Below are 20,515 nucleotides of genomic sequence, written 5' to 3'. Positions count from 1 at the left end.
TCCAGCCTGATCAGCTGTGGTCTGGTTCGTTGGAATCTGCGGCGTGATCGCCCATCTCGCCGTTGCTGCCATCACCGTGGTGATGTGGTGCGGACGCCACGCCGAACGTGTCCCGCAGCATCGCCTCGATGGCCCGCACCCCCTCCTCTGCTTCCGCCAAGCTGAGGTTCAGCGGCGGCACGATGCGAAGAACATCGGGGGCGGGGCGGTTGAGCAGCAGGCCGTAATCTAGGGGGTCCACGGTCAGGGGGCCCCGGAGCACAACGCCCAGCATCAGTCCGCGCCCGCGGACCTCCACCACATGCGGGTTGCCGCTGAGCGCTTCGGCGATGTACCCGCCAACGCGCTGGACGTTGTCCAGCACCTTCTCATTCCTCAGCGTGTCGATGACAGCGTTGGCGGCCGCGCAGACCACGGGGTTGCCCCCGAACGTGGTGCCATGCATCCCCTTGGCCAGCAACTGGGCGCGAGGGGTGGCCAGGCAGGCACCAATGGGCAGCCCACCGCCTAGCCCCTTGGCCATGGTGATCACGTCGGGCACAATGCCTTCGGCCTGGAACCCGAACCACTGCCCGGTTCGGCCCATTCCGGCCTGAACCTCGTCCACCACCAGGAGGATGCCCAGCTCATCGCACAGTTCCCGAAGCTGGGTTAGAAAGCCCGGCGGCGCGGGGATGATGCCGGTCTCGCCCTGTATGGACTCCACGAAGATGGCCGCAGTGTCCTCGTCTGCCATGTCCCGGACAGCGGCAATGTCCCCGAAAGGGAAGAACTCCACGCCTGCGGGCATCGGTGCAAAGGGGGCGCGCTTGTCCGGTTGCCCAGTGAGCGCCAGCGCACCCATGGTGCGGCCGTGAAAGCCCCGCTCTGCGGCGAAGATCTTGGTCCGGCCCGTGGCCCGCGCGATTTTGAAGGCCGCCTCGTTGGCCTCCGCTCCGGAGTTGCAGAAAAACACGGTGGAGCCGTGGGAACGGCCTGTGGGGTCCTGCTCCCCCACCAAACCGACCAGCTTCTCGGCCACCGCGATCACACCCGGGTGGGCGAAGATGTTGGAGGTGTGGCCCAGGGTGTGCATCTGGGTGGTCACGGCCTCTGTGATCGCCGGGTGCCCGTGGCCCAGGGCGTTGACGGCGATTCCGGAGAGGAAGTCCAGGTAGCGCTTGCTGTTGGCGTCCCAAACATAGGAACCCTGGCCCCGGACCAGCTCAACCTGGGGCGTGCCGTAGTTGCCCATGACCGCCGTATCCCACCGCTGCTGCCAGCTATCCATTGCAGTGGCGGTGATTCCTGCGTTGTCCTCAGGCATGGATGTCCTCCCAATCTTCATCGGTGACCATCGTGCCGATGCCACCTTCCGTCATTAACTCCAGCAACACGGAGTGCGGGGTGCACCCGTCGATGACATGCGCGGCGGCCACACCGGTGCGCAGCGCGCCGAGGCAGGCCTCCATCTTCGGAATCATGCCCGTATCCAAGGTGGGCAGAAGCTGTGCGAGCTCCGTCGGCGTCAAACGGCTAACCAGCGAGGCCTGGTCGGGCCAATCCGTGTACAGGCCAGCCACGTTGGTCAGCATCACGAGGCGCTCGGCGCCCAGTGCCCCGGCCAGTGCCCCTGCGGCGGTGTCCGCATTGATGTTATAGATCTCCCCGTTGACATCCGGACCGATCGTGGAGACCACCGGTATCCGGCCGGCCTCGATGAGGTCGAACAGGGACTCCGCGTGAACATGGGCAATGTCCCCCACCCGCCCGATATCCACCATCTCCCCGTCCACTTCCACCAGCCGCTTGCGGGCGGTGAACAGGCCGGCGTCCTCCCCGGAGGTCCCCACGGCGTAGGGCCCGTGCTCGTTGATCAGCCCCACCAGCTCGCGTCCCACCTTGCCGAACAGCACCATGCGCACGTACTCCATGACCTCCGGGGTGGTCACCCGAAAACCGCCGCGAAATTCGCCCTTGAGCCCCACGCGGTCCAGCATCGCGTTGATCTGGGGCCCACCGCCGTGCACCACGACGGGGCGTGCTCCCACCGCGCGGAGGAACACCATGTCCGCGGCGAAGGCGCGCTTGAGCTCCTCGTCCACCATAGCGTTTCCGCCGTACTTCACCACCACGATCTTGTCCCGGAAGTGCAATAGCCACGGCAATGCCTCCGCGAGGACATGCGAACGCTGTTCCGGGGTCAGACCAGCGGTGCCCGCGAAGGTTGAATGTCCAAAAATGGGACTCATAAATCGTTGCTTTCGTTTCAGTTGGGGTCAGCTCGAATTGGGTTAGCTGGAGTGGGGTTAGCTCGAGTAGGCGGAGTTGATCTCCACGTAGCTGTGGGACAGGTCCGTGGTCCACACTGTGGCCTGTCCCCTACCCACCCCGAGGTCCACGTCCACGGAAATATCCACCCCACTCAAATCCACCTGCCGGGCCCCTGGCGCCCCCGTGGAGTTCACGCACACGGGGTTGCCGTTGAAGGACACGTCGATCGCCTCCGGGTCCATGTCCACCGGAGCCATGCCGACTGCGGCCAGAACTCTGCCCCAGTTGGGGTCGGACCCGAACATTGCGCACTTGAACAGGTTGTCCCGCCCGATCACCCGTGCGGCGATCTTGGCCTGGTCATCGTCGGCGGCTCCCCGCACGGTGATGGCCACCCGCTTCGTCACCCCCTCCGCGTCCGACTGGAGCTGCATGGTGAGGTCCAGGCAGACCTGGTGCACGGCCCGGGCGAACTCCTCCGCGTCTGGGGTCACCCCGGAGGCCCCGCTGGCCATGAGGATCACCGTGTCGTTAGTGGAGGTGGAGCCGTCCACGTCGATGCAGTCGAATGTGCTGGCCGTGCTGGCGCTCAGGGCCCGCGCGAGGTCGGAGGCGTCCGACATAACGGCATCTGTGGTGAGGAACACCAGCATCGTCGCCAGAGAGGGGGCCATCATGCCCACCCCCTTGCCCATGGCACCGATAGACCAGCCGTCCCCGTGGTAGACCGCCTGCTTGTCCACCGTGTCCGTCGTCATAATGGCACGCGCAGCGGCGTGGCCGGCTTCCGGTTCCGAGGAGAGCGAGGGCACGAGGGCCTTCACACCCGCGTGCACCTTGTCCATCGGCAGAAGATCACCGATCAGCCCGGTGGAGCATACCGCCACGTCCTGCGGGGATATGGACAGCGACTCGGCGACGTGCTCGGCCGTGGCGGTGGCGTCCCGGTCCCCCTGTGCCCCATTGCAGGCATTGGCGTTGCCGGCGTTGATGACCACGGCGCGGAAGGTGCCGTTGTTGTTCTGGCGGGTCACCTTTACTGGGGACGCCACCACCCGGTTCTTGGTAAACATCGCCGCGGCGGTGTACAGCGGCCCCTCGTTGACCAGCAGGGCCATGTCGGGCTTGCCGCTGGGCTTAATTCCCGCCGTGGTCGCTGCCGCGGTGAAGCCCCTGGGCACGGTGACGCCGCAGAGCTGCGGGGCGGCGTGGCTGGTGGGATTCGAGGAGCTGGACGAGCCGTGATCCATGTCGTTTTACAGTCCTGTCTGCGGGAGGCCCGCGATCTCCGGCCAGCCCTGCATGAGGTTGAGGCATTGGACGGCGGCACCGGCGGTGCCCTTGGTGAGGTTGTCGATGGCGCTGGTGGCGACGATCATCCCGTCGGTGACCTCCACCTGGAGGTGAACCATGTTGGAACCCATGACGTGACGGGTCTCCGGCTGCTGCCCCTCCGGCAGGAGGTGGAGGAAGGGTTCGTCGGCACAGAAGCTCTCGTAGGCGTGGCGCACATCGCTGGCGCTCCCGCGGGCGGGGGCGGTGACGGTGCTGAGGATACCCCGCGTGAGGGGGGCCAGGATGGGGGTGAAGGTGACGTGCACACCGTCGGTATCCTCCACCAGTTGCTCCAGGTTCTGCTTGATCTCCGGGGTGTGCCGGTGAGAGCCGACGGAGTAGGCCCGCAGATTGGCCATCGTCTCGGCACCAAGGAGGTTGACGGCGGGTTTCTTCCCAGCCCCGGATACGCCAGTGACAGAGACGACACTGACCTGCGGAGCCATGACCCTCCCGACGATGCCCGGGGCGGCAGCCAACGTGGCGCCGGTGGGATAGCACCCCGGTGCGGCTACAGTGCGGGCGCGGGCGATGGCCTCCCGGTTGCCGGGCAGCTCCGGAATGCCGTACACCCAGGTCCCGGCGTGTTCCGTCCCGTAGTACCGCTCCCACGCGGAGGTGTTCTTTAACCGGAAATCGGCGCCGCAGTCGATGATGCTCACGTGCTCGGGGAGATCCTTGGCCAGGGCGGCAGAAACGCCGTGGGGCAGGGCGAGGATCACCGCGTCATGCTCGCCCAGGATCTTCGGCGTGGTCTCCTCCAGGCGTTTGGACGCCAGGGCCGGCAGCGCGGGTACCAGGTCCCCGAAGCGGGCACCGGCGTTGGAGCCACCGGTGAGCGCTCCGATGGTGAAGTCCCGGTTGTAACCGGGGTGGTTGAGCAGAAGGCGTAGGGCCTCGCCGCCGGCGTATCCGCTGGCTCCTGCAACTGCGATGCGTTTCATGGGTCCCCATCTTGCCCTACGGGACTGCTCAGTGCAAACTATTCAGACTCATGTAAATTATGCAGGTTGATTCTGGGCACACTGGTTCTAGACACGCTTGTTCTGGGCGTACTCGTCAGCCGCGGGATTAGGACACCGCTCTCAGGGTGGCCCCCACCTCGCTTTCCGCGGCGGCGACCGCAGCCTCCCGGGCGGCGGAAGCTTCCTCCTCCGTCAAGGTGCGGTCCAGCGCGCGGAACCGCAGGGAGAACGTCAGGGAGCGCTTGCCCTCCCCCAACGACTCGGCGGTGTAAACATCGAACAGCCGAATGTCTTCGAGGAGCGGACCGGCCCCGCCCCGCAGCGCCTCCGTCACGGCAGCCGCTGGGGTGGTGGCGTCCACCACGACTGCGACGTCCTGCAGCACTGCCGGGAACGGGGACAACAACGGCCGCGGGAACGACTCCTCGATGTGCAGCGCGCTGAGGTCCATCTCCACCGCGCACGTGCGGGCCGGAATGTCCGCCCGCTCGCACACCTGCGGATGCAGCTCACCGGCGTGGCCCACCGTGACCCACTCCTCGGTATCACCGGAGGTGGGCACAGGCGCGAGCACCTCCGCGCAGCGGCCCGGGTGCCACGGCAGGTAATCATCGGCGTTGCGGAACTGGAGAGTCACCCCCGCCGCGCGGCCGACTGTCCGGGCAGCCTCGATGGCATCTGCTGCGGCAAACGGGATCGCCGGGCCCCAGGTTCCCTGCAACTGCCGAGACCCAGAGGTGATGACCGCCACGTGCAGCGGCTGGGCCGGCAGGGAAGCCAGCAGCCCGGACAACTCCTCGAGTTCCGGGCGGCGGGTGACATCCAGCATCGGGGAGATCCGCTCCTCGGCCCGCTTGGCGGCATCCGGCAGGCACACCTGCTCCACGCCGTACAGGGCGACGTCCCGTTGCCCCCGGGCCACATTGCGCCGCAGTGAGTCGATCATGGACGGCAGCAACGTGGTCCCGATGGTGGCGTAATCGTTCTCCAGAGGATTGAGTACCCGCACTGCGCTCCGGCGGGGATCTTCCGGATCCAGGCCCCAGACGTCAAAGACATCGTTGGCGATGAAGGGGCTGGGCAGGATTTCCGCGTATCCGGCCCAGGCCAGGGCATGCCCCACGCTCCGGCGCATCCGCTGCCGGGGGCTTAGGCCACGGCCCGCCGGGGCCGTCGGAACGATGGAGGGGATGTTCTCCAGCCCCTGCAGGCGCAGCACCTCCTCCACGCAGTCAGCGGGGGTATTGAGGTCCGGGCGCCACGAGGGCGGGGTCACCTGAATCTCGCGGGCCCCATTGGCATCCCGACGACCCGTTTCGCGCACGATGCAGCCGATCTCGCGCAGCCGCCCGATGGTCGTACCATCCGGATACACCATTCCCGCAGTCTTGCCCGGACGGGAAGTGTGCATGGTGATCGTCGGCATCGGCGGCACCAAACCGACCACCGTGGAACCGGCCACGACCCGGCCGCCGGCAATCCGGCTCAGCAATGCCACGGCCAAGTCCAGGGCCTCGGCGACGAGCGCCGGGTCCGTGCCCCGCTCGAAGCGCCGGGAGGCCTCGGAGGACAGCTTGTGCCGCCGGCACGTGCGAGCCACAGTGATCTGATCCCAATGGGCCGCCTCGAACAGCACTGTGGTGGTCTCCTCCGAGACCTCGGAGGTGGATCCGCCCATCACCCCGGCCAGGGATTGGATGCCGCTGTCGTCGGAGATCACCACATCCTCCGCGTCGAGGGTGCGCTCGACCCCGTCCAAGGTGACCAGCTTCTCCCCGCCCTCGGCCCGGTGTACCCGCAAGGGCCCGGTGATTTTGTCCGCATCGAAGGCGTGCATCGGCTGGCCCAGCAGGAACATGACGTAGTTTGTCACGTCCGTCGCCGCATTGATCGGCCGCTGGCCGCACAGCATGAGCTCGCGCTGCAGCCAGAAGGGCGACTGGGCCGTGGGATCGATACCCTCCACTTTGCGCAGCCCGAAGATGGCACACTTCGCTTCTTCCGCCACGCTGAGGTCATGCACCTCCCCCGCATCTGCACTGGGCAGGCCAGCGATGAGGGCGTCCGGCAGCGCCGCGGCCGCCGGATCCGTGGAGGGATCCCGGAACTGCAATTCGAAGGAGTGCGCCAGCTCGCGGGCCAAGCCGCGAGCGGACAGGGCGTAGCCGCGATCGGGGGTGACATTGACGTCGAAGACCGTGTCCTCCAGGCCCAGCAGGCCGCGGGCGTCGTCGCCCACGCCAACCCCCGCCTCCTCCAGGTCTTCGGCTCCGAAGGTCATAATCCCGGGGTTCTGCACCTTCGCCAGCCCAACCTCCATGGCCGAGCAGATCATCCCCTCCGAGACCTTCCCGTACGTCTTGCGCGCGGAGATACGGAAATCCCCGGGCAGCACGGCCCCGGGCAGGCTGACAACCACGTAATCGCCCTCGGCGAAGTTCCGGGCCCCACACACAATCTGCTGCAGTTCCCCGGTGCCATTGGCCTGCCCCACGTTCACGCCGCAGTAGCGGATGGGCTTTTTGAACCCCTCTAGTTCCTCGATGTGCTCCACTCGGCCGAGCACGAGGGGCCCAGTGGTCTCCGGGATGGCTTCATAGCCTTCGGTCTCAAAGCCGACCCGCACGAAGCCAGCATCGAAGTCCTCCGCGCTCACCGACCAACTGGGGTTGGCGGTGCGCAGGATGCGGGTGAGCCAGGCTTGGGAAATCAGCATCGGTGTCTACTTCTCGTTTCCTTGGAGTTCTGTTCGGCGGGGAGCTACCAGGGTGGACTGACGGGGGACGCGCACCATGCGACGCTATCCCCGCACGCCGAAGGGCAGGGTGAAGCGCACGTCCCCTTCGACCATGTCCCGCATGTCCGGCAGTCCATTGCGGAACTGCAGGGTGCGTTCGATGCCCATTCCGAAGGCGAACCCGCTGAACTCCTCCGGATCGATGCCCGCGGCGGTCAAAACGTTGGGGTTGACCATGCCGCAGCCACCCCACTCGATCCAGCCCGCTCCGCCCTTCTTGTTCGGAAACCACACGTCCACCTCAGCGGAGGGTTCGGTGAAGGGGAAATAGTTCGGCCGGATGCGGGTCTTCGTGTCCGGGCCGAACAGCGTTTTGGCCAGGTGATCCAGGGCTCCCTTGAGGTGGGCGAGGGTTAGCCCTCGGTCCACAGCAAGGCCCTCTACCTGGTGGAACACCGGCGTGTGGGTGGCATCCAGCTCGTCGGTGCGGAAGACGCGGCCCGGGCAGGCGATATAGATCGGCACTTCCCGCTCCAGCATGGTGCGCATCTGCACCGGGGAGGTATGGGTGCGCAGGACTTGACCGGAACCCTCGGGGGCGATGTGGAACGTGTCCTGCAAAGTACGGGCGGGGTGGTCCGGGATGAAGTTCAGGGCATCGAAGTTGAAGTACTCGGCCTCTACCTCCGGCCCTTCCGCGATCTCCCAGCCCATTGCCACGAAGATGTCCGCGATCTGTTCGGAGAGGATGGTGATGGGATGCTGGGCGCCAAGTTGTCCGCGCGTGGTGGGTTCGGTGACGTCCATGCGTTCCGCCCGCAGCACCTCTTGGTTGCGCTTTTCCTCCAGCTCGGTCTTGGCTGCGGCGTAGGCCTTTTCCGCCTGGCCACGGGCCATGTTGACGCGTCGCCCGGCGTCCTTGCGCTGATCTTTGGGGATGCTGCCCAGGGCCCGTCGCGCCTGCGGTATGGGGGCTTCCTCACCCAGGTGCGCCCGGCGTGCCTCGGCCAGCTCATCCAGGTTGGACGCCACGGAGAACGCGCTCTCGGCAGCCTCCGCAGCGGCCGCGAGGGCCTCCTGGGATAGGTCGGCGGCGCAGGGGGAATCAGGCAAGGTACACCTCGGCGGTTGTTAGTGCGGTTCCGGCGTGGTGACCGGACACCTGCGGGCTGGGCTGGTGAGCAGCGTCTTGACGCGAGTATTTTAGCAACGGGGGTGGGCCTAGTCGCCAGCTGAGGGGGCGCGGTGGTGCGCCTTGGCCGATTCGTACAGGCAGATGCTCGCCGCAGTAGCGAGGTTGAGGGATTCCGCCCGCCCGTACATGGGAATGCTGACGCGAACGTCGGCGAGATCCAACCAATCCCCTAGACCATGGGCTTCATTGCCGAAGAGCCAGGCGGTGCGTTGCGTGAGCAGCGGGCGGGATACGCCCTCGCGCCCAGCTTCCCGGCTCAACTCGTCCAGGCTGCAATCTCCGCGCATGGCAGTCGCCAATACCACGAGGCCCTCCTGCTTGAGCTGGGCGATGGTCTCCGCGACATCGTCCTCCCGAGCCACCGGAAGGTGAAAGACGGACCCAGCACTAGCGCGCACGGCCTTCCCACCCAGCGGGTCCACGCTGCTGCCGGTGAAGATCACGCCGTTGGCCCCGCACGCATCGGATACGCGAATGAGGGTCCCCGCGTTGCCGGGTTCCGCCGTTTCCACGGCGATGCTCAGTAGCCGCGATCCGGGGAGAATGTCGCCAGCCGGACGTAGCTGGAACCGGCACAGGGCGAACAGCCCGGTACTGTGCACCGTCTCGCTCAACCGCTCGACGGCCCGATCGGTGATCAGGCTCAGCGGAACGTCACTGCCTCGGAGCACGTTGCCGAAGCGTTCTGCAGCGGCGGGAGTCGCGAAAACCTCCACCACCGATCCATAGCTCAGCGCCGCGGAGACCGCGTTTTCCCCTTCGGCGAGAAAACGCTGAGCCTTGCGCCGCGCGGCGGCCCGGTGCAGCTTCGCTGCGGCGACGATCCGGGGTGTGCGCTCGGTGAAGAGTTCGGGGGTGTGGGGAATATCCATGGCTGGGGGACAAAGAGTCACTTCCACTAGGAGGGGAAAAGACGGCGAAACCCCGGTGCATCCCGCCCGCGCCGCTATCTAGGGCGAAGGGGAGTACCGGGGTTGTACCGGGGAAACTTGCGGCCTTAGGAGGCAGCGGGAGCGTTAACGTCCTCCGGCAGAGCGGCCTTGGCTGCATCGCAGAGGGTGGAGAAAGCAGCGAAGTCGTTCACGGCGAGCTCGGCGAGGTTCTTGCGGTCCACCTCGATCTCGGCGAGGCGCAGGCCCTGGATCAGACGGTTGTAGGTCATGTCGTTCATCCGGGCTGCTGCGTTGATGCGCTGAATCCACAGCTTGCGGAACTCATTCTTGCGGGCGCGACGGTCCCGGAAGGCGTAGGTCTTGGAGTGGAGCATCTGCTCCTTGGCCTTGCGGTACAGGCGGGAGCGCTGACCACGGTAGCCCTTCGCGGAGTTGAGTATTTCGCGACGCTTTTTCTGTGCGTTCACTGAGCGCTTGACACGTGCCACGGTGAATACGTCCTTTGCTTCTTTTGTGCTACCTGCCGGAAGGCGGTGCGCTTAATGGTTGCAGTCTTTCGAGTGCAGGGGGAAGGGAAAAGCTGATACCTGGGTTAGCTAGGTGGCTCAGCCCTTGCCCAGCAGGCGCTTGACGCGCTTGGTATCTGCGGGTGCCACGGCCTCGGTGCCCTTCAGGCGGCGGGTCCGCTTGGAAGGCTTGCCCTCCAGCAGGTGCCGGCGGTTGGCCTGCTCACGGCGCAGCTTGCCGGAGCCGGTGACCTTGATGCGCTTGGCAGTTCCCTTGTGGGTCTTTTGCTTCATTCTCGAAATCCTTTGAACTGTGGTTGGCGTGCAAGAGCCAAACGGGTGTTGGCTTTACTTCTTGCCCTTGCGGATAGGTCCCAGGACCATCGTCATGTTCCGGCCGTCCTGCTTGGCCCGGGTCTCCACTACGCCGAACTCGGCGACGTCGTTGGACAACCGTTCCAACAGGCGGAAACCCAGCTCCGGTCGGGATTGCTCCCGCCCGCGGAACATGATGGTCACCTTGACCTTGGAACCCTTTTCCAGGAACCGAATCACGTTGGACTTCTTCGTCTCGTAGTCGTGATCATCGATCTTCGGGCGGAACTTTTGTTCCTTCACCACGGTCTGCTGCTGGTTCTTCCGAGACTCACGGGCCTTCTGGGCCTGCTCGTACTTGAACTTGCCGTAGTCCATGATCTTCGCCACGGGCGGCTTGGCGTTCGGTGCCACCTCGACGAGGTCGAGGTCGGCGTCATAGGCCAGCTTGCGCGCATCATCGGTCTTGACGATGCCGACCTGTTCTCCGCTGGGACCGACGAGCCGGACCTCTGGGACTCGAATACGGTCGTTTATGCGAGCTTCAGCGCTAATGTGAACTCCTCCAGTAGCAGTGGTAATCGAATACCGTTTCTCCTGCTCGTGGAAGCTCCCCCGGACGACTCGTCAGAGCCGCTTTCGCTAGTACTTCCCCCCAAGGGACACCCCGGAATCACACCCCCAGCCGGGTGACGCAGTGAGCATGGCTCCCGGACACATCCGGCAGTTGCCCCCAGCACCTAGTCGGCTGTGGCTATGACCCGAGCCCAATCGAATGGACGGTCTCAGGTGGGAGGTTCTACTAGGGAACTCCACTTGCAGTCTGTGCCCGGCGGCCGCACCTTCAGCGATGAAGGGGAACGCGTTAGCTGCGCTGGGTTGGTGGCGTCCTTAAGCAAAAGGACCGAAACTTACCCCGAACCGCAACCGACACAGACGGTAGTGCCGACAAGACTAGCATCTCGCTATCCCAAGATGAAATCCGCCGCAAAGGTTTAGGTTGAGATACATGGACGATCACCACATCGCCCAGGGGGGCGGAATTCAGCGGAGACAGCGGCCGACACCATCCATCGCGGACGTGCGTGCTGCGGCCGAGCGCGCTCAGCAGGCGCAGCAGGAACTCATTCGGATTACCGACGCCGATAGCGCAGCGCCGCAAGAACAGGCCCCCACCCCGCAACGGCTCCCCTACCCGCAGGGCTTTCAGCAGCCGCGGCCACCCCAGAACCCAGGGCTCGGCGAAACTCACCCCCACTGGTGGGAAGGGGAGGCCGGGCCCACTCGAATCCTCGCGGTGTTGGGCGGAGTGATCACGGTCATGGGCCTGACTTTCCTCGCGCTCTTCGCCTTTTCTTCCGGGCTGCTGGGACCGCGCAGCGGCACGGCCCTGGCTGCGGGGCTCTCTGCGGTGCTTTTCGCCGCGGCCCTGCCCATGCACGGCAAGTTCCCGAAGGGAGCGGTTGCTCCATCCCTTCTGCTCACGGGCACTCTCTGCGGCTTAGCCACGACGTGGGTCGCCGTGTTTCTGCTCGATCTGTTCCCCGAGCTCGCCGGGGCCGCGCTGACGGTTGCGCTGCGTGCCGCAACAATGGGCATCGCCTATCGGTGGCAAAACCAGCCGCTGGCAATCTCGTTCACACTGCTCGCACCCCTGTTCATCTTCCCCGTCGCCGTCTCCGAACTCACCGGCCGCGACTACGAGGGCGGGATGCGCGTATGCGTCGGATTTTTGGGCGCCCTGGCCCTGGCGGCACGTTACCGCCGCCGCTGGTTCGCCCTCAGCGGCACGGGAGCAGCCGTTTTGGCGATCGGACTCCTGCTGACCGTTCGGCCGCTGCCCGTTCTGCTGGTCGGCAGTGTGGGTGCGCTGGTGCTGCTGGGCCTGGCGCGAACGCTGCCGCGTCCCAGCAGAACCCAGCTTCACCTGGAGACGTATGCGATTCTCGCCCCCACACTCATTGCCCTGGCCCCGGCTCAATGGTGGTTTGGGGTCCGTGTCATCGGCACTATCACGTTGATCGGTCTCGGCGCCGCGATGACCAGCTTGGGTGCGGGGTCTGCCCTGGGTGGCCCGGCCCTGAAGTTCAGTCCCAACACGGACCAGCCCACCGTTGCGGATGCCTACGTGGTCCTGGCCAACACCAGCCTGGTGCTCCTCGTCCTCGCACTGGCGCAGCGAGGCACGGCTTCCGGGTGGTTCGCCGTTCCCGCTGTGGTTCTAGCCACCGGGATCGCGTTCTTCGCCCGGAGGCTGGAGCGGTTCGTGCCCATCGTGACCACCACCGTGGGAGTGCTTTGCCTGTTCCCCACCTCGCCTACTCCTGGGTGGACTACCCCCGCCTTGAAAAGCCGCTTTCCCTGACCGTCCTGCTATGCGGAACGGACCTGGCCCTCACCGTCGCCAGCGTGGGGCGGACCATCTACGTGCATTCCCCCGCCACCGCCCGGAGCTACGGCTGGGTGTTTCAGATCGGTGCGCTGATCTGCCTGATCGTCGGTTCCTCCGCGATTCCGGCGCTGTCTCAATTTGTGGTGGAGGGGCGGACCTCCTTCAACGTGTCGCACGTCGTCATCTCCGTGCTGTGGATCATCCTCGGGGTGGGCGTACTACACCAAGGGCGGACCTCGTTGGGGGTGTTCCTTGCGGTCATGGCTTCCCTCAAACTCGTCCTCTACGACCTCTCGGCGCTATCGGGGATCATCAAGATGGTGGCCTTCATGCTCTGCGGCCTCCTGCTGCTGGGCGGTGCCGCCTTCCGCGAGCGCCGGCCCAGGCTGGGCGAACCGCCTCAGCCCGGCGAACCGCCTCAGGCCGACAACTCGCGTCAGCCCAGCAATTTTCGCAGGTAGTGGCCCGTGTGGGACTTCTCCACCTGCGCCACTTGCTCCGGGGTCCCCTCCGCCACGACGGTCCCCCCACCGGATCCGCCCTCCGGGCCCATGTCCACGATCCAGTCCGCGGCCTTGATCACATCCAGGTTGTGCTCGATGACAAGGACGGTGTTGCCCTTGTCCACCAGGCCCTGGATAACCAACATAAGCTTGCGAATGTCCTCAAAGTGCAGGCCCGTGGTGGGTTCGTCCAGGATGTAGATGGTCCGGCCGTTGGAGCGCTTCTGCAACTCCGCCGCCAGCTTCACGCGCTGCGCTTCGCCGCCGGACAACGTGGTGGCGGACTGCCCCAACCGCACGTAGCCTAAGCCGACGTCCACGAGGGTGTCTAGGTACCGGGAGATGCTCGTCACGGGCGCGAAGAACTCCGCCGCCTCCGTGATGGGCATATCCAGGACCTCTGCAATGGTCTTGCCCTTGTAGTGGATTTCCAAGGTCTCCCGGTTGTACCGGGCCCCGTGGCACACCTCGCAGGGCACGTACACGTCGGGCAAGAAGTTCATCTCAATCTTCAGTGTCCCGTCGCCCGAACACGCCTCGCACCGGCCCCCCTTAACGTTGAAGGAGAAGCGCCCGGCCCCATAGCCACGCACCTTTGCTTCCGTGGTCTCCGCAAACAGCTTGCGGATCTTGTCGAAGACTCCAGTGTACGTTGCCGGATTCGACCGCGGCGTGCGGCCAATTGGGCTCTGATCCACCTGCACCAGCTTGTCCAAGTGTTCCAGGCCAGTCACCCGCTTGTGCCGACCGGGAACGAGACGCGCACCGTTGAGTTCGTTGGCCAGGGACTTCGCCAGGATGCCGTTGACCAGGGAGGATTTGCCGGATCCGGAAACGCCCGTCACGCAGGTGAGGACCCCCAGGGGCATGCTCACTGTCACATTGCGCAGGTTGTTTTCTTGGGCACCCAGCACCGTCACCATGCGGGTGCGGTCGATGCGGCGGCGGTTCTCCGGGACGGCCAAGATGCGCTCACCGGATAGGTAAGCCCCGGTCAGGGATTCGGGAACGTCGGTGATGCCCCCCGGTTGCCCCTGGTAGACCACTTCCCCACCGTATTCACCGGCCCTGGGGCCGATGTCCACCAGCCAGTCGGCGGTACGAATGGTGTCCTCGTCGTGCTCGACGACGATGAGGGTGTTCCCCAGGTCTCGCAGGTGGGCGAGCGTAGAGATCAGTTTCTCGTTGTCCCGCTGGTGCAAACCAATTGACGGCTCGTCCAGGACGTACAGCACTCCTGCCAGTCCGGAACCAATCTGGGTGGCCAATCGAATGCGCTGCGCCTCCCCACCAGACAGGGTGCCGGCCGATCGGGACATGGACAGATAGTTTAGGCCCACGTCCAGCAGGAACTTGAGCCTCGCCTGGATCTCTCGTAGCACCGCCCCGGCAATCATCTCCTCCCGCTTGCCCAAGGTGAGGTTGCTGAGGAACTCGCTGGCTTCGGAAATGGAGAGGTTCGCCACGTCCGCGATGGATAGCTCCTTGCCCTTCGCGGCGATGGTCACCGCCAGCACCCCGGGCTTTAGTCGAGTGCCGCGACAGGTGGGGCAGGGCACCTCCCGCATGTAGCTGCGGTAGCGGTCTTTGGACCAATCCGAATCCGTCTGATCCATCTTGCGCTTCAAGAAGGGCATGACCCCCTCGAACGGCGCAGAGTAGTGCCGCCCCCGGCCATAGCGGTTCTTGTAACTCACGTTGATCTGGGCGTGATGCCCGTTCAGCACGGCCTTACGCTGCTTCGCGGTCAGCGATTTCCAGGGGGTCTTGGGGTCCACGTCCAGCTCGCGGGCCAGGGCGGTGAGCAACTTGTCGAAGTATTTCGAGTTCGGGCTGGAGCTCCACGGTGCAATGGCCCCGACGAGGGGCGCGTCCTCGTCGGGCACGACGAGTTTCTCGTCCACCTCCAGCCGGGTACCCAGACCATCGCATTCGGGGCAGGCTCCATAGGGGGAGTTGAAGGAGAAGCTCCGGGGCTCCATCTCCTCCATGACTACGGGGTGGCCGTTCGGGCAGGCCATCTTTTCGGAGAAACGGCGCTGCTCTTTTTGTGCCACGAAGTCGATCACCACGAGCCCGTCGGCCAGCCGCAGGGCCGTCTCCACCGAGTCCGTGAGCCGCTGCTTCTGCGATTCCTTGACCTGCAGGCGGTCGACGATGACGTCAATATCGTGTTTGATCTGCTTCTCCAGCTTCGGCGGCTGCGATAGCTGGTGCATCTCCCCGTCCACGAGCACGCGGCTGTAACCCCCGGCGGCCAGCTCGGCAAAGAGATCCTGGAACTCTCCCTTGCGGGTGCGCACGACGGGAGCGAGCACCTGGAACTTCGTGCCGGACTCGTAGGCCAAAATCTGGTCCACGATCTCCTGGGGGGTTTGGCGTTGAATTACCTCCCCGCACACGGGGCAGTGCGGAGTGCCGGTACGGGCATAGAGCAGGCGAAGGTAGTCAAAGATCTCGGTGACCGTGCCCACGGTGGACCGGGGGTTGCGGTTGGTGGACTTTTGATCGATGGATACCGCCGGGGAGAGGCCCTCGATGAAGTCCACGTCGGGTTTGTCCAGGCGGCCCAGGAACATGCGCGCATAGGAGCTCAGCGATTCCACGTAGCGCCGCTGACCCTCCGCGAAGATCGTGTCGAAGGCCAGGGAGGATTTGCCAGACCCGGACAGCCCCGTGAACACGATCATTTTGTCGCGGGGCAGGTCGATGTCCACGCCCTTGAGGTTGTGCTCCCGGGCACCCCGGACAATTAGCTGGTCAGCCACTACATACTCCTGAACTCACCCCCTTCAGGGGGACTCTGGTCCGTGACCATTGGGCCCCGGTCTCGAACACAGGTTCACATTTTTACCGCACCTAGTGTACGGCACAGTCGCAATCGGCTATCCCCCGCCCGTCGCGGCCCCTCCCTCAACTTACTCACCATGCGCACATTCACCACCCACCGAGCTGCCAGCCAGTGCCACTACGTTAGGTAACCATGAATATCACCAACGTCACGGAGTTTGGCCACCTGGAAAATCCGCGCGATGTCCAGGTCATCGTCGAGGATTCCACCACTCTTGCGGTCACCACCGTCGGCTCCATGGACAACAACTGCTACCTGCTGTGCTCCGGCGGCGATGCGCTGCTCATCGATGCTGCCGACGATGCAAAACACCTCTTGGCGCTTGCCGACACGCTAAAGGTGCGGATCACCGATGTGCTCACCACCCACCAGCACTTCGATCATGTCCGGGCCCTTCGGGACATTGTGGACGCCACATCGGCGCGCCACCATGCCCCTCGCCTCGATGCTGCGGATCTGCCGGTTCCAGCAGACGAGACCTACGGCAAGGACGACGGCTCCCAGGAGGCCCTGCGCTTGAAGGGGAACGTTAGCGAACTGGGCCTGCGCGTCGTGGAGCTGCGGGGACACACCCCTGGCGGCCTGGCGGTCATCGCGGAACTGCCGGAGGATGCTCCCCGCGCTTTCGTGGGGGACAGTGTTTTCCCGGGTGGGGTGGGCAAGACCAGCTCCACGGAGGACTTCTGCCAGCTCCTGGACGACGTGGAGGGCCGCATCTTCTCCCTGCCCGCGGGCACCCGTATCCACCCCGGCCACGGCGATAGCACGACCGTGGGGGAGGAAGCCGACAAGGTGGAACAATGGCGTTCCCGGGGTTGGTAGCGGCCGGTTTTCGCTAAGGTTGTGTGCATACCCCCGCGCCGTCACTGCCCCTCGGGCACTGCGGCGCACCGACAGTCCGCAAGATGAACTGAGCTTTCCAAGGAGCCGCACCCTATGATCCGCACCCTAGCCCGCCCCCTGTTGGCATCCGCGTTCGCCCTTGATGGTGCGCAGATGCTGACCAACAGCAGCGAGTACACCGATAATGCGAAGGCTGTGGTGGGCACGTTGCGTGGCGTCCTCCCCCCGAACGTGGCCACGGCTATCCCGAAGGACCCGGAGAAGAACGTTCGCATCATCGCCACCACCAAGCTCGTCGCTTCTGCAATGCTCGCTACGGGTAAGAAGCCCCGCCTGGCTGCGGCGACCCTCGCCGCCATCCAGTTGCCCACCACGGTGGCTCGTCACGCCTTCTGGACCGCGACGGATTCCCGCCAGAAGAAGGAAATGCAGCGTGGTGCTGTGGCCGACATGGCCCTGCTGGGTGCGCTCGCCATCACCACGGCCGATACCCAGGGCAAGCCGGGACTTGCGTGGCGCGTCCAAAAGGCCCTGCCGGGCAAGACCGAGCAGGAGAAGATGGTTGCCAATGCCCAGGAGCAGGCTCAAGAGCTGTTCCACAAGGCCAAGGACGGCGCCAACCAGGCTTCCACCGCAGTTGCCTCCTACGTGGACGATCACTCCGACGAGTGGAAGTCCACCGCTGCGGGTCTCACGGACAAGGCGAAGGTCTACGCCGCGCAGGCCAGCGATGTCGCGCAGGACTACGCCGAGCAGGCTTCCGGTGTGGCTAAGGAGTACTACGGCGAGGCCAGCAAGCAGACGGCGAAAGCCCGTAAGCAGGCCCGCAAGGCTGCGAAGAAGCAGGCCAAGAAGCTGAAGTAGGTTTTCCTTCCCCTCCCGTTCCAGCTTCCCGCATACAGCCCCCGCCCCTCAGAAGGGTCGGGGGTTTGCTCACTTACCCCCACACTCCCCTTCCTCCCCACCACCCCCACCTGAAAGTCCCCCCTCCCCTTGCCTGAAACTACCCCCATCAGCGCGGAGCAGAGCTACCTCGACGAGTTACTCGCTCTGGTCGACGAAGCCCGCGCACGGTTGATCAACCGACTTAAAGAAGTCCGCCGCGAGGCCGATATCGATGACCCCCAGGGCCTCATGATGCGAGACAGAGAGGCCCAGGAGATTGCTCTGCGGTTGGAGAACTTCTCGGCCGCCGAGGTGGGGTTGATGTTCGGCCGGATCGACGTGGAGGATCCAGAACCGGAAAACCCGGTGGCAGGCGAGCAATCGGGGGCTGAAGACGGGGAATCGGTAGCCCTGGACCGCCGCTATATCGGCCGGATCGGGCTGCACGACAACGACGAGACCATGCGCACGCTGCTCATGGACTGGCGCGCTCCGCAGGCCCGTCCCTTCTACCTGGCCACCACGTTGAACCCGGAAGGGGTACACCGCCGCCGGCACATCCGAACCCGGGGCCGCGCGGTCGTGGGGGTCACCGACGAAGCTCTCGCGGCCGAGGGCGCCTCCCCCTCCGCACCGACAGACGTGGGCAAGGAGGCAGCGCTGGTCGAGGCCGTCACCCGGGCTCGCACCCCGGTGATGCGGGACATCGTGGAAACCATTGCGGCCGAGCAGGATAGCATCATCCGCTCCCCCCACCGGGGTGTGCTGGTGGTCCAGGGGGCTCCGGGTACGGGGAAGACCGCAGTGGCCCTCCACCGCGCCGCGTATCTGCTGTACACCTGGCGCGAGCAGTTGGCCCGCACCGGTGTTTTGATTGTGGGGCCCAATGATCGGTTCTTGCGCTATATCTCCCAGGTTCTGCCGTCTTTGGGGGAAACCGGGGTTGTCTTGGCGACGCCAGGGACTCTCGTGCCGGGAATGCAGGCGCGCCCGGAGCACTCTCCGCTGTCCCGAGAGGTGAAGGGTTCTATCGAGATGGTGCCCATCCTGCGCTCGGCCGTGCGCTTGTTCCAGCGGGTGCCGGAACAGCCCCGTCGCTTTCGAGTGGATGGGGTGGACGTGGATCTCACGCCCCAGATCGTACGCTCGGCGCGAACCCGAGCCCGGCGCTCGCGGCGCAGCCATAATGCCGCCCGCCCCGTCTTTGTGGATGCCGCCGTGGAGCAACTGGCGCGTCAGATGGCCGATCGGCTGGGCGAGGATCCCCTGGGCGGGGACAACTTGCTCAGCTCCACGGACGTGGCCCAGCTCCGGGAGGAGCTGCGGGAGGATCCGGACATCGCCGGCGCCCTGGAGGAATGCTGGCCCCTCCTTGGCCCCGAGGATGTGCTGACGGAACTCTATGCACATCCCGAGCGGGCAGCGGCGGAGTACGACGAGGAGACGTGGGAGGGTCTGCGGCGGGCACCGGAGGTCACCGGGTGGACCGATGCAGATACCCCCCTGCTCGATGAACTCGCCGATCTGCTGGGATTCGTCGATGACGAAGAGGCTGCCGCTGCAGAGCGGGCGGAGTGGTTAGAGACGATCACGGAGGCCCAGGAGGCGCTGGATATCCTCGCCGGTTCCGCGTCTCAGGACCTGGACGACGGCTTCGCGCCGGAGATCCTCATGGCCTATGACGTGGTGGATGCCGAGGCCCTCGCGGCCCGGCAGCGGGTTCGGGATACCCGATCCACGGCCCAGCGGGCCCGCGCGGATGCCAGGTGGGCCTTCGGCCACGTCATCGTGGATGAGGCCCAGGAGCTCTCCGCCATGGCCTGGCGGATGATCTTCCGGCGCTGCCCCAACCGGTGGATGACATTGGTGGGGGATCCGGCGCAGACGGGTAACCCCAGCGGCGTGGAGGACTGGGGGGAGGCCCTCTCCCCCGCCGTTCAGGACCGCTGGGAGCTGCACGAGCTCACGGTTAACTACCGCACGCCGGAGGACATCGCGCAGCTAGCCGGACGTCTGCTCCCCCTCGTCGCCCCCGATCAACGCCCGGCGGTTACCCTGCGGCGCACAGGAACGGGGGTGCGCTACTCCCGGCGGAGCCAGCTCGCTGCGGCCGTCGCGGCGGCGGCGGAACTCGCCGGCCAGGGGCTCGTCGGCGTGCTCACGGTGGACCGCGAAGCAATTCTGCGGGAGCTCGCTGCCGCCGGGCTCGATGTCGATTCTGATCGACTGGTCATCGCGGATGTCACGGGAGCCAAGGGCCTGGAGTTCGACGAGGTCGTCCTCGTCGAACCCGCCGACATTGCCGCAGCGTCCCCCCAGGGCTACCAGGACCTCTACGTCGCCTTGACCCGGGCAACCCAGGGCCTCAGCGTGGTCCACGATTCCCCCCTGCCCTGGCCCGAAAGCTAGTCCACGGTGTGCACGATCATCACGTCACAGCGGGATTGACGGGCCACGTCGGCCGGGACACTGCCCAGCAGTCGCCCGGTCAGCGAGTTGATGCCCCGGTTTCCCACCACCAACAGGTCCGCGTCCTCCTTGTGGACGATTTTCATGAGGGCCTCCACGGGGTTGCCCTCCATCATCACGGCCCGCACGTCCTCCGCCCCCACCTCGCGGGCAACGGCAATTGCAGACGCGAGAATGTGCTCCGCCGTCTCATCGCCCACCACCGGGGTGGAGTCCACCCGCTGGCATGCGGCGGCGTCCCGGGCCCCGGCGAAGTAGGCGGAGGCGAGGACGAGCTCCGAGCCGACCGCAGCGGCGATGCCCGCCGCCCGCCGCACCGCGAGGTGCGAGGACTCGGTGCCATCAGTGCCGACCACGATCGTTGTGTACATGG

General features: G+C 65.6%; 17 protein-coding genes. 5 read left to right on the top strand and 12 right to left on the bottom strand.

Translation table 11 applies throughout. From position 1 onward, the window contains the following. Positions 1–10 precede the first annotated feature (10 nt). The 10 genes from CHEID_RS04440 to infC form a co-directional block, all read right to left on the bottom strand. Positions 11–1,306, bottom strand: a complete 1,296-nt coding sequence (locus tag CHEID_RS04440; RefSeq protein WP_112769480.1) for an acetylornithine transaminase — start codon at positions 1,304–1,306, stop codon at positions 11–13. Further along, entirely contained in the window at positions 1,299–2,231 is a 933-nt protein-coding gene (argB, locus tag CHEID_RS04435) for an acetylglutamate kinase (RefSeq protein ID WP_112769481.1), read from the bottom strand. Before argB ends, CHEID_RS04440 begins: the two co-directional genes overlap by 8 nt. Before the next feature lie 57 nt (positions 2,232–2,288). After that, positions 2,289–3,503: a bifunctional glutamate N-acetyltransferase/amino-acid acetyltransferase ArgJ gene (gene argJ, locus CHEID_RS04430; RefSeq protein ID WP_112769482.1), complete on the bottom strand. Its 1,215-nt coding sequence runs from the start codon at positions 3,501–3,503 to the stop codon at positions 2,289–2,291. 6 nt (positions 3,504–3,509) lie between these two features. Next, on the bottom strand, positions 3,510–4,532 hold the full coding sequence (gene argC / locus CHEID_RS04425; RefSeq protein ID WP_112769483.1) for an N-acetyl-gamma-glutamyl-phosphate reductase: 1,023 nt from the start codon (positions 4,530–4,532) through the stop codon (positions 3,510–3,512). Between the two features lie 127 nt (positions 4,533–4,659). After that, positions 4,660–7,269 carry a phenylalanine--tRNA ligase subunit beta gene (pheT, locus tag CHEID_RS04420; RefSeq protein WP_112769484.1) on the bottom strand — a complete coding sequence of 870 codons (2,610 nt, stop codon included), beginning with the start codon at positions 7,267–7,269 and terminating at the stop codon, positions 4,660–4,662. 84 nt (positions 7,270–7,353) lie between these two features. Next, entirely contained in the window at positions 7,354–8,403 is a 1,050-nt protein-coding gene (gene pheS, locus CHEID_RS04415; RefSeq protein ID WP_112769485.1) for a phenylalanine--tRNA ligase subunit alpha, read from the bottom strand. A 108-nt stretch (positions 8,404–8,511) separates the two neighbouring features. After that, entirely contained in the window at positions 8,512–9,357 is an 846-nt protein-coding gene (locus CHEID_RS04410; RefSeq protein WP_112769486.1) for a TrmH family RNA methyltransferase, read from the bottom strand. Between the two features lie 125 nt (positions 9,358–9,482). Continuing rightward, positions 9,483–9,866 carry a 50S ribosomal protein L20 gene (gene rplT / locus CHEID_RS04405; protein WP_112769487.1) on the bottom strand — a complete coding sequence of 128 codons (384 nt, stop codon included), beginning with the start codon at positions 9,864–9,866 and terminating at the stop codon, positions 9,483–9,485. A gap of 117 nt (positions 9,867–9,983) precedes the next feature. Beyond that, positions 9,984–10,178 (bottom strand): 50S ribosomal protein L35, encoded by a 195-nt coding sequence (gene rpmI, locus CHEID_RS04400; protein WP_112769488.1) that lies wholly within the window; start codon positions 10,176–10,178, stop codon positions 9,984–9,986. Positions 10,179–10,232: 54 nt separating this feature from the next. Next, the gene (gene infC, locus CHEID_RS04395; RefSeq protein WP_112769489.1) at positions 10,233–10,781 is read right to left on the bottom strand and encodes a translation initiation factor IF-3; all 549 of its coding nucleotides are present in this window, start codon (positions 10,779–10,781) and stop codon (positions 10,233–10,235) included. A gap of 427 nt (positions 10,782–11,208) precedes the next feature. Here infC and CHEID_RS04390 point away from each other — a divergent pair, with 427 nt between their 5' ends. Both CHEID_RS04390 and CHEID_RS04385 read left to right on the top strand, forming a co-directional pair. Beyond that, positions 11,209–12,564: a DUF2339 domain-containing protein gene (locus CHEID_RS04390; RefSeq protein ID WP_112769490.1), complete on the top strand. Its 1,356-nt coding sequence runs from the start codon at positions 11,209–11,211 to the stop codon at positions 12,562–12,564. Then, entirely contained in the window at positions 12,528–13,052 is a 525-nt protein-coding gene (locus CHEID_RS04385; protein ID WP_112769491.1) for a hypothetical protein, read from the top strand. The genes CHEID_RS04390 and CHEID_RS04385 overlap by 37 nt, the downstream gene beginning before the upstream one ends. On the opposite strand, the gene uvrA is transcribed toward CHEID_RS04385, so the two are convergent. Beyond that, positions 13,028–15,862 carry an excinuclease ABC subunit UvrA gene (uvrA, locus tag CHEID_RS04380; RefSeq protein WP_112769492.1) on the bottom strand — a complete coding sequence of 945 codons (2,835 nt, stop codon included), beginning with the start codon at positions 15,860–15,862 and terminating at the stop codon, positions 13,028–13,030. The two genes, CHEID_RS04385 and uvrA, sit on opposite strands and share 25 nt — an antisense overlap. Before the next feature lie 221 nt (positions 15,863–16,083). Here uvrA and CHEID_RS04375 point away from each other — a divergent pair, with 221 nt between their 5' ends. The 3 genes from CHEID_RS04375 (at position 16,084) to CHEID_RS04365 (ending at position 20,082) form a co-directional block, all read left to right on the top strand. Beyond that, positions 16,084–16,767 (top strand): MBL fold metallo-hydrolase, encoded by a 684-nt coding sequence (locus tag CHEID_RS04375; RefSeq protein WP_112769494.1) that lies wholly within the window; start codon positions 16,084–16,086, stop codon positions 16,765–16,767. 114 nt (positions 16,768–16,881) lie between these two features. Beyond that, complete coding sequence (locus CHEID_RS04370) at positions 16,882–17,652, top strand: DoxX family protein (protein ID WP_112769493.1); 771 nt, start codon at positions 16,882–16,884, stop codon at positions 17,650–17,652. Positions 17,653–17,781: 129 nt separating this feature from the next. Then, on the top strand, positions 17,782–20,082 hold the full coding sequence (locus CHEID_RS04365) for a HelD family protein (RefSeq protein WP_112769762.1): 2,301 nt from the start codon (positions 17,782–17,784) through the stop codon (positions 20,080–20,082). Here CHEID_RS04365 and CHEID_RS04360 read toward each other — a convergent pair. Beyond that, positions 20,079–20,513: a universal stress protein gene (locus CHEID_RS04360; protein ID WP_420536383.1), complete on the bottom strand. Its 435-nt coding sequence runs from the start codon at positions 20,511–20,513 to the stop codon at positions 20,079–20,081. The genes CHEID_RS04365 and CHEID_RS04360 overlap by 4 nt on opposite strands. Between the last annotated feature and the right edge of the window lie 2 nt (positions 20,514–20,515).

It is taken from the genome of Corynebacterium heidelbergense (genome assembly GCF_028609845.1).
In the GTDB taxonomy this organism is placed as follows: Bacteria; Actinomycetota; Actinomycetes; order Mycobacteriales; family Mycobacteriaceae; genus Corynebacterium; species Corynebacterium heidelbergense.
The sequence above is the reverse complement of the archived record's forward strand: the minus strand, read 5'-3'. Positions and strand labels throughout refer to the sequence as shown.

Excerpts from the sequence above, each read along its gene's own strand:
- rpmI (WP_112769488.1), bottom strand. The coding sequence starts at position 10,178 with ATGAAGCAAAAGACCCACAAGGGAACTGCCAAGCGCATCAAGGTCACC.
- argC (WP_112769483.1), bottom strand. The coding sequence starts at position 4,532 with ATGAAACGCATCGCAGTTGCAGGAGCCAGCGGATACGCCGGCGGCGAG.
- CHEID_RS04370 (WP_112769493.1), top strand. The coding sequence starts at position 16,882 with ATGATCCGCACCCTAGCCCGCCCCCTGTTGGCATCCGCGTTCGCCCTT.
- pheT (WP_112769484.1), bottom strand. The coding sequence starts at position 7,269 with ATGCTGATTTCCCAAGCCTGGCTCACCCGCATCCTGCGCACCGCCAAC.
- CHEID_RS04360 (WP_420536383.1), bottom strand. The coding sequence starts at position 20,513 with ATGTACACAACGATCGTGGTCGGCACTGATGGCACCGAGTCCTCGCAC.
- argJ (WP_112769482.1), bottom strand. The coding sequence starts at position 3,503 with ATGGATCACGGCTCGTCCAGCTCCTCGAATCCCACCAGCCACGCCGCC.
- CHEID_RS04440 (WP_112769480.1), bottom strand. The coding sequence starts at position 1,306 with ATGCCTGAGGACAACGCAGGAATCACCGCCACTGCAATGGATAGCTGG.
- argB (WP_112769481.1), bottom strand. The coding sequence starts at position 2,231 with ATGAGTCCCATTTTTGGACATTCAACCTTCGCGGGCACCGCTGGTCTG.
- CHEID_RS04390 (WP_112769490.1), top strand. The coding sequence starts at position 11,209 with ATGGACGATCACCACATCGCCCAGGGGGGCGGAATTCAGCGGAGACAG.
- CHEID_RS04410 (WP_112769486.1), bottom strand. The coding sequence starts at position 9,357 with ATGGATATTCCCCACACCCCCGAACTCTTCACCGAGCGCACACCCCGG.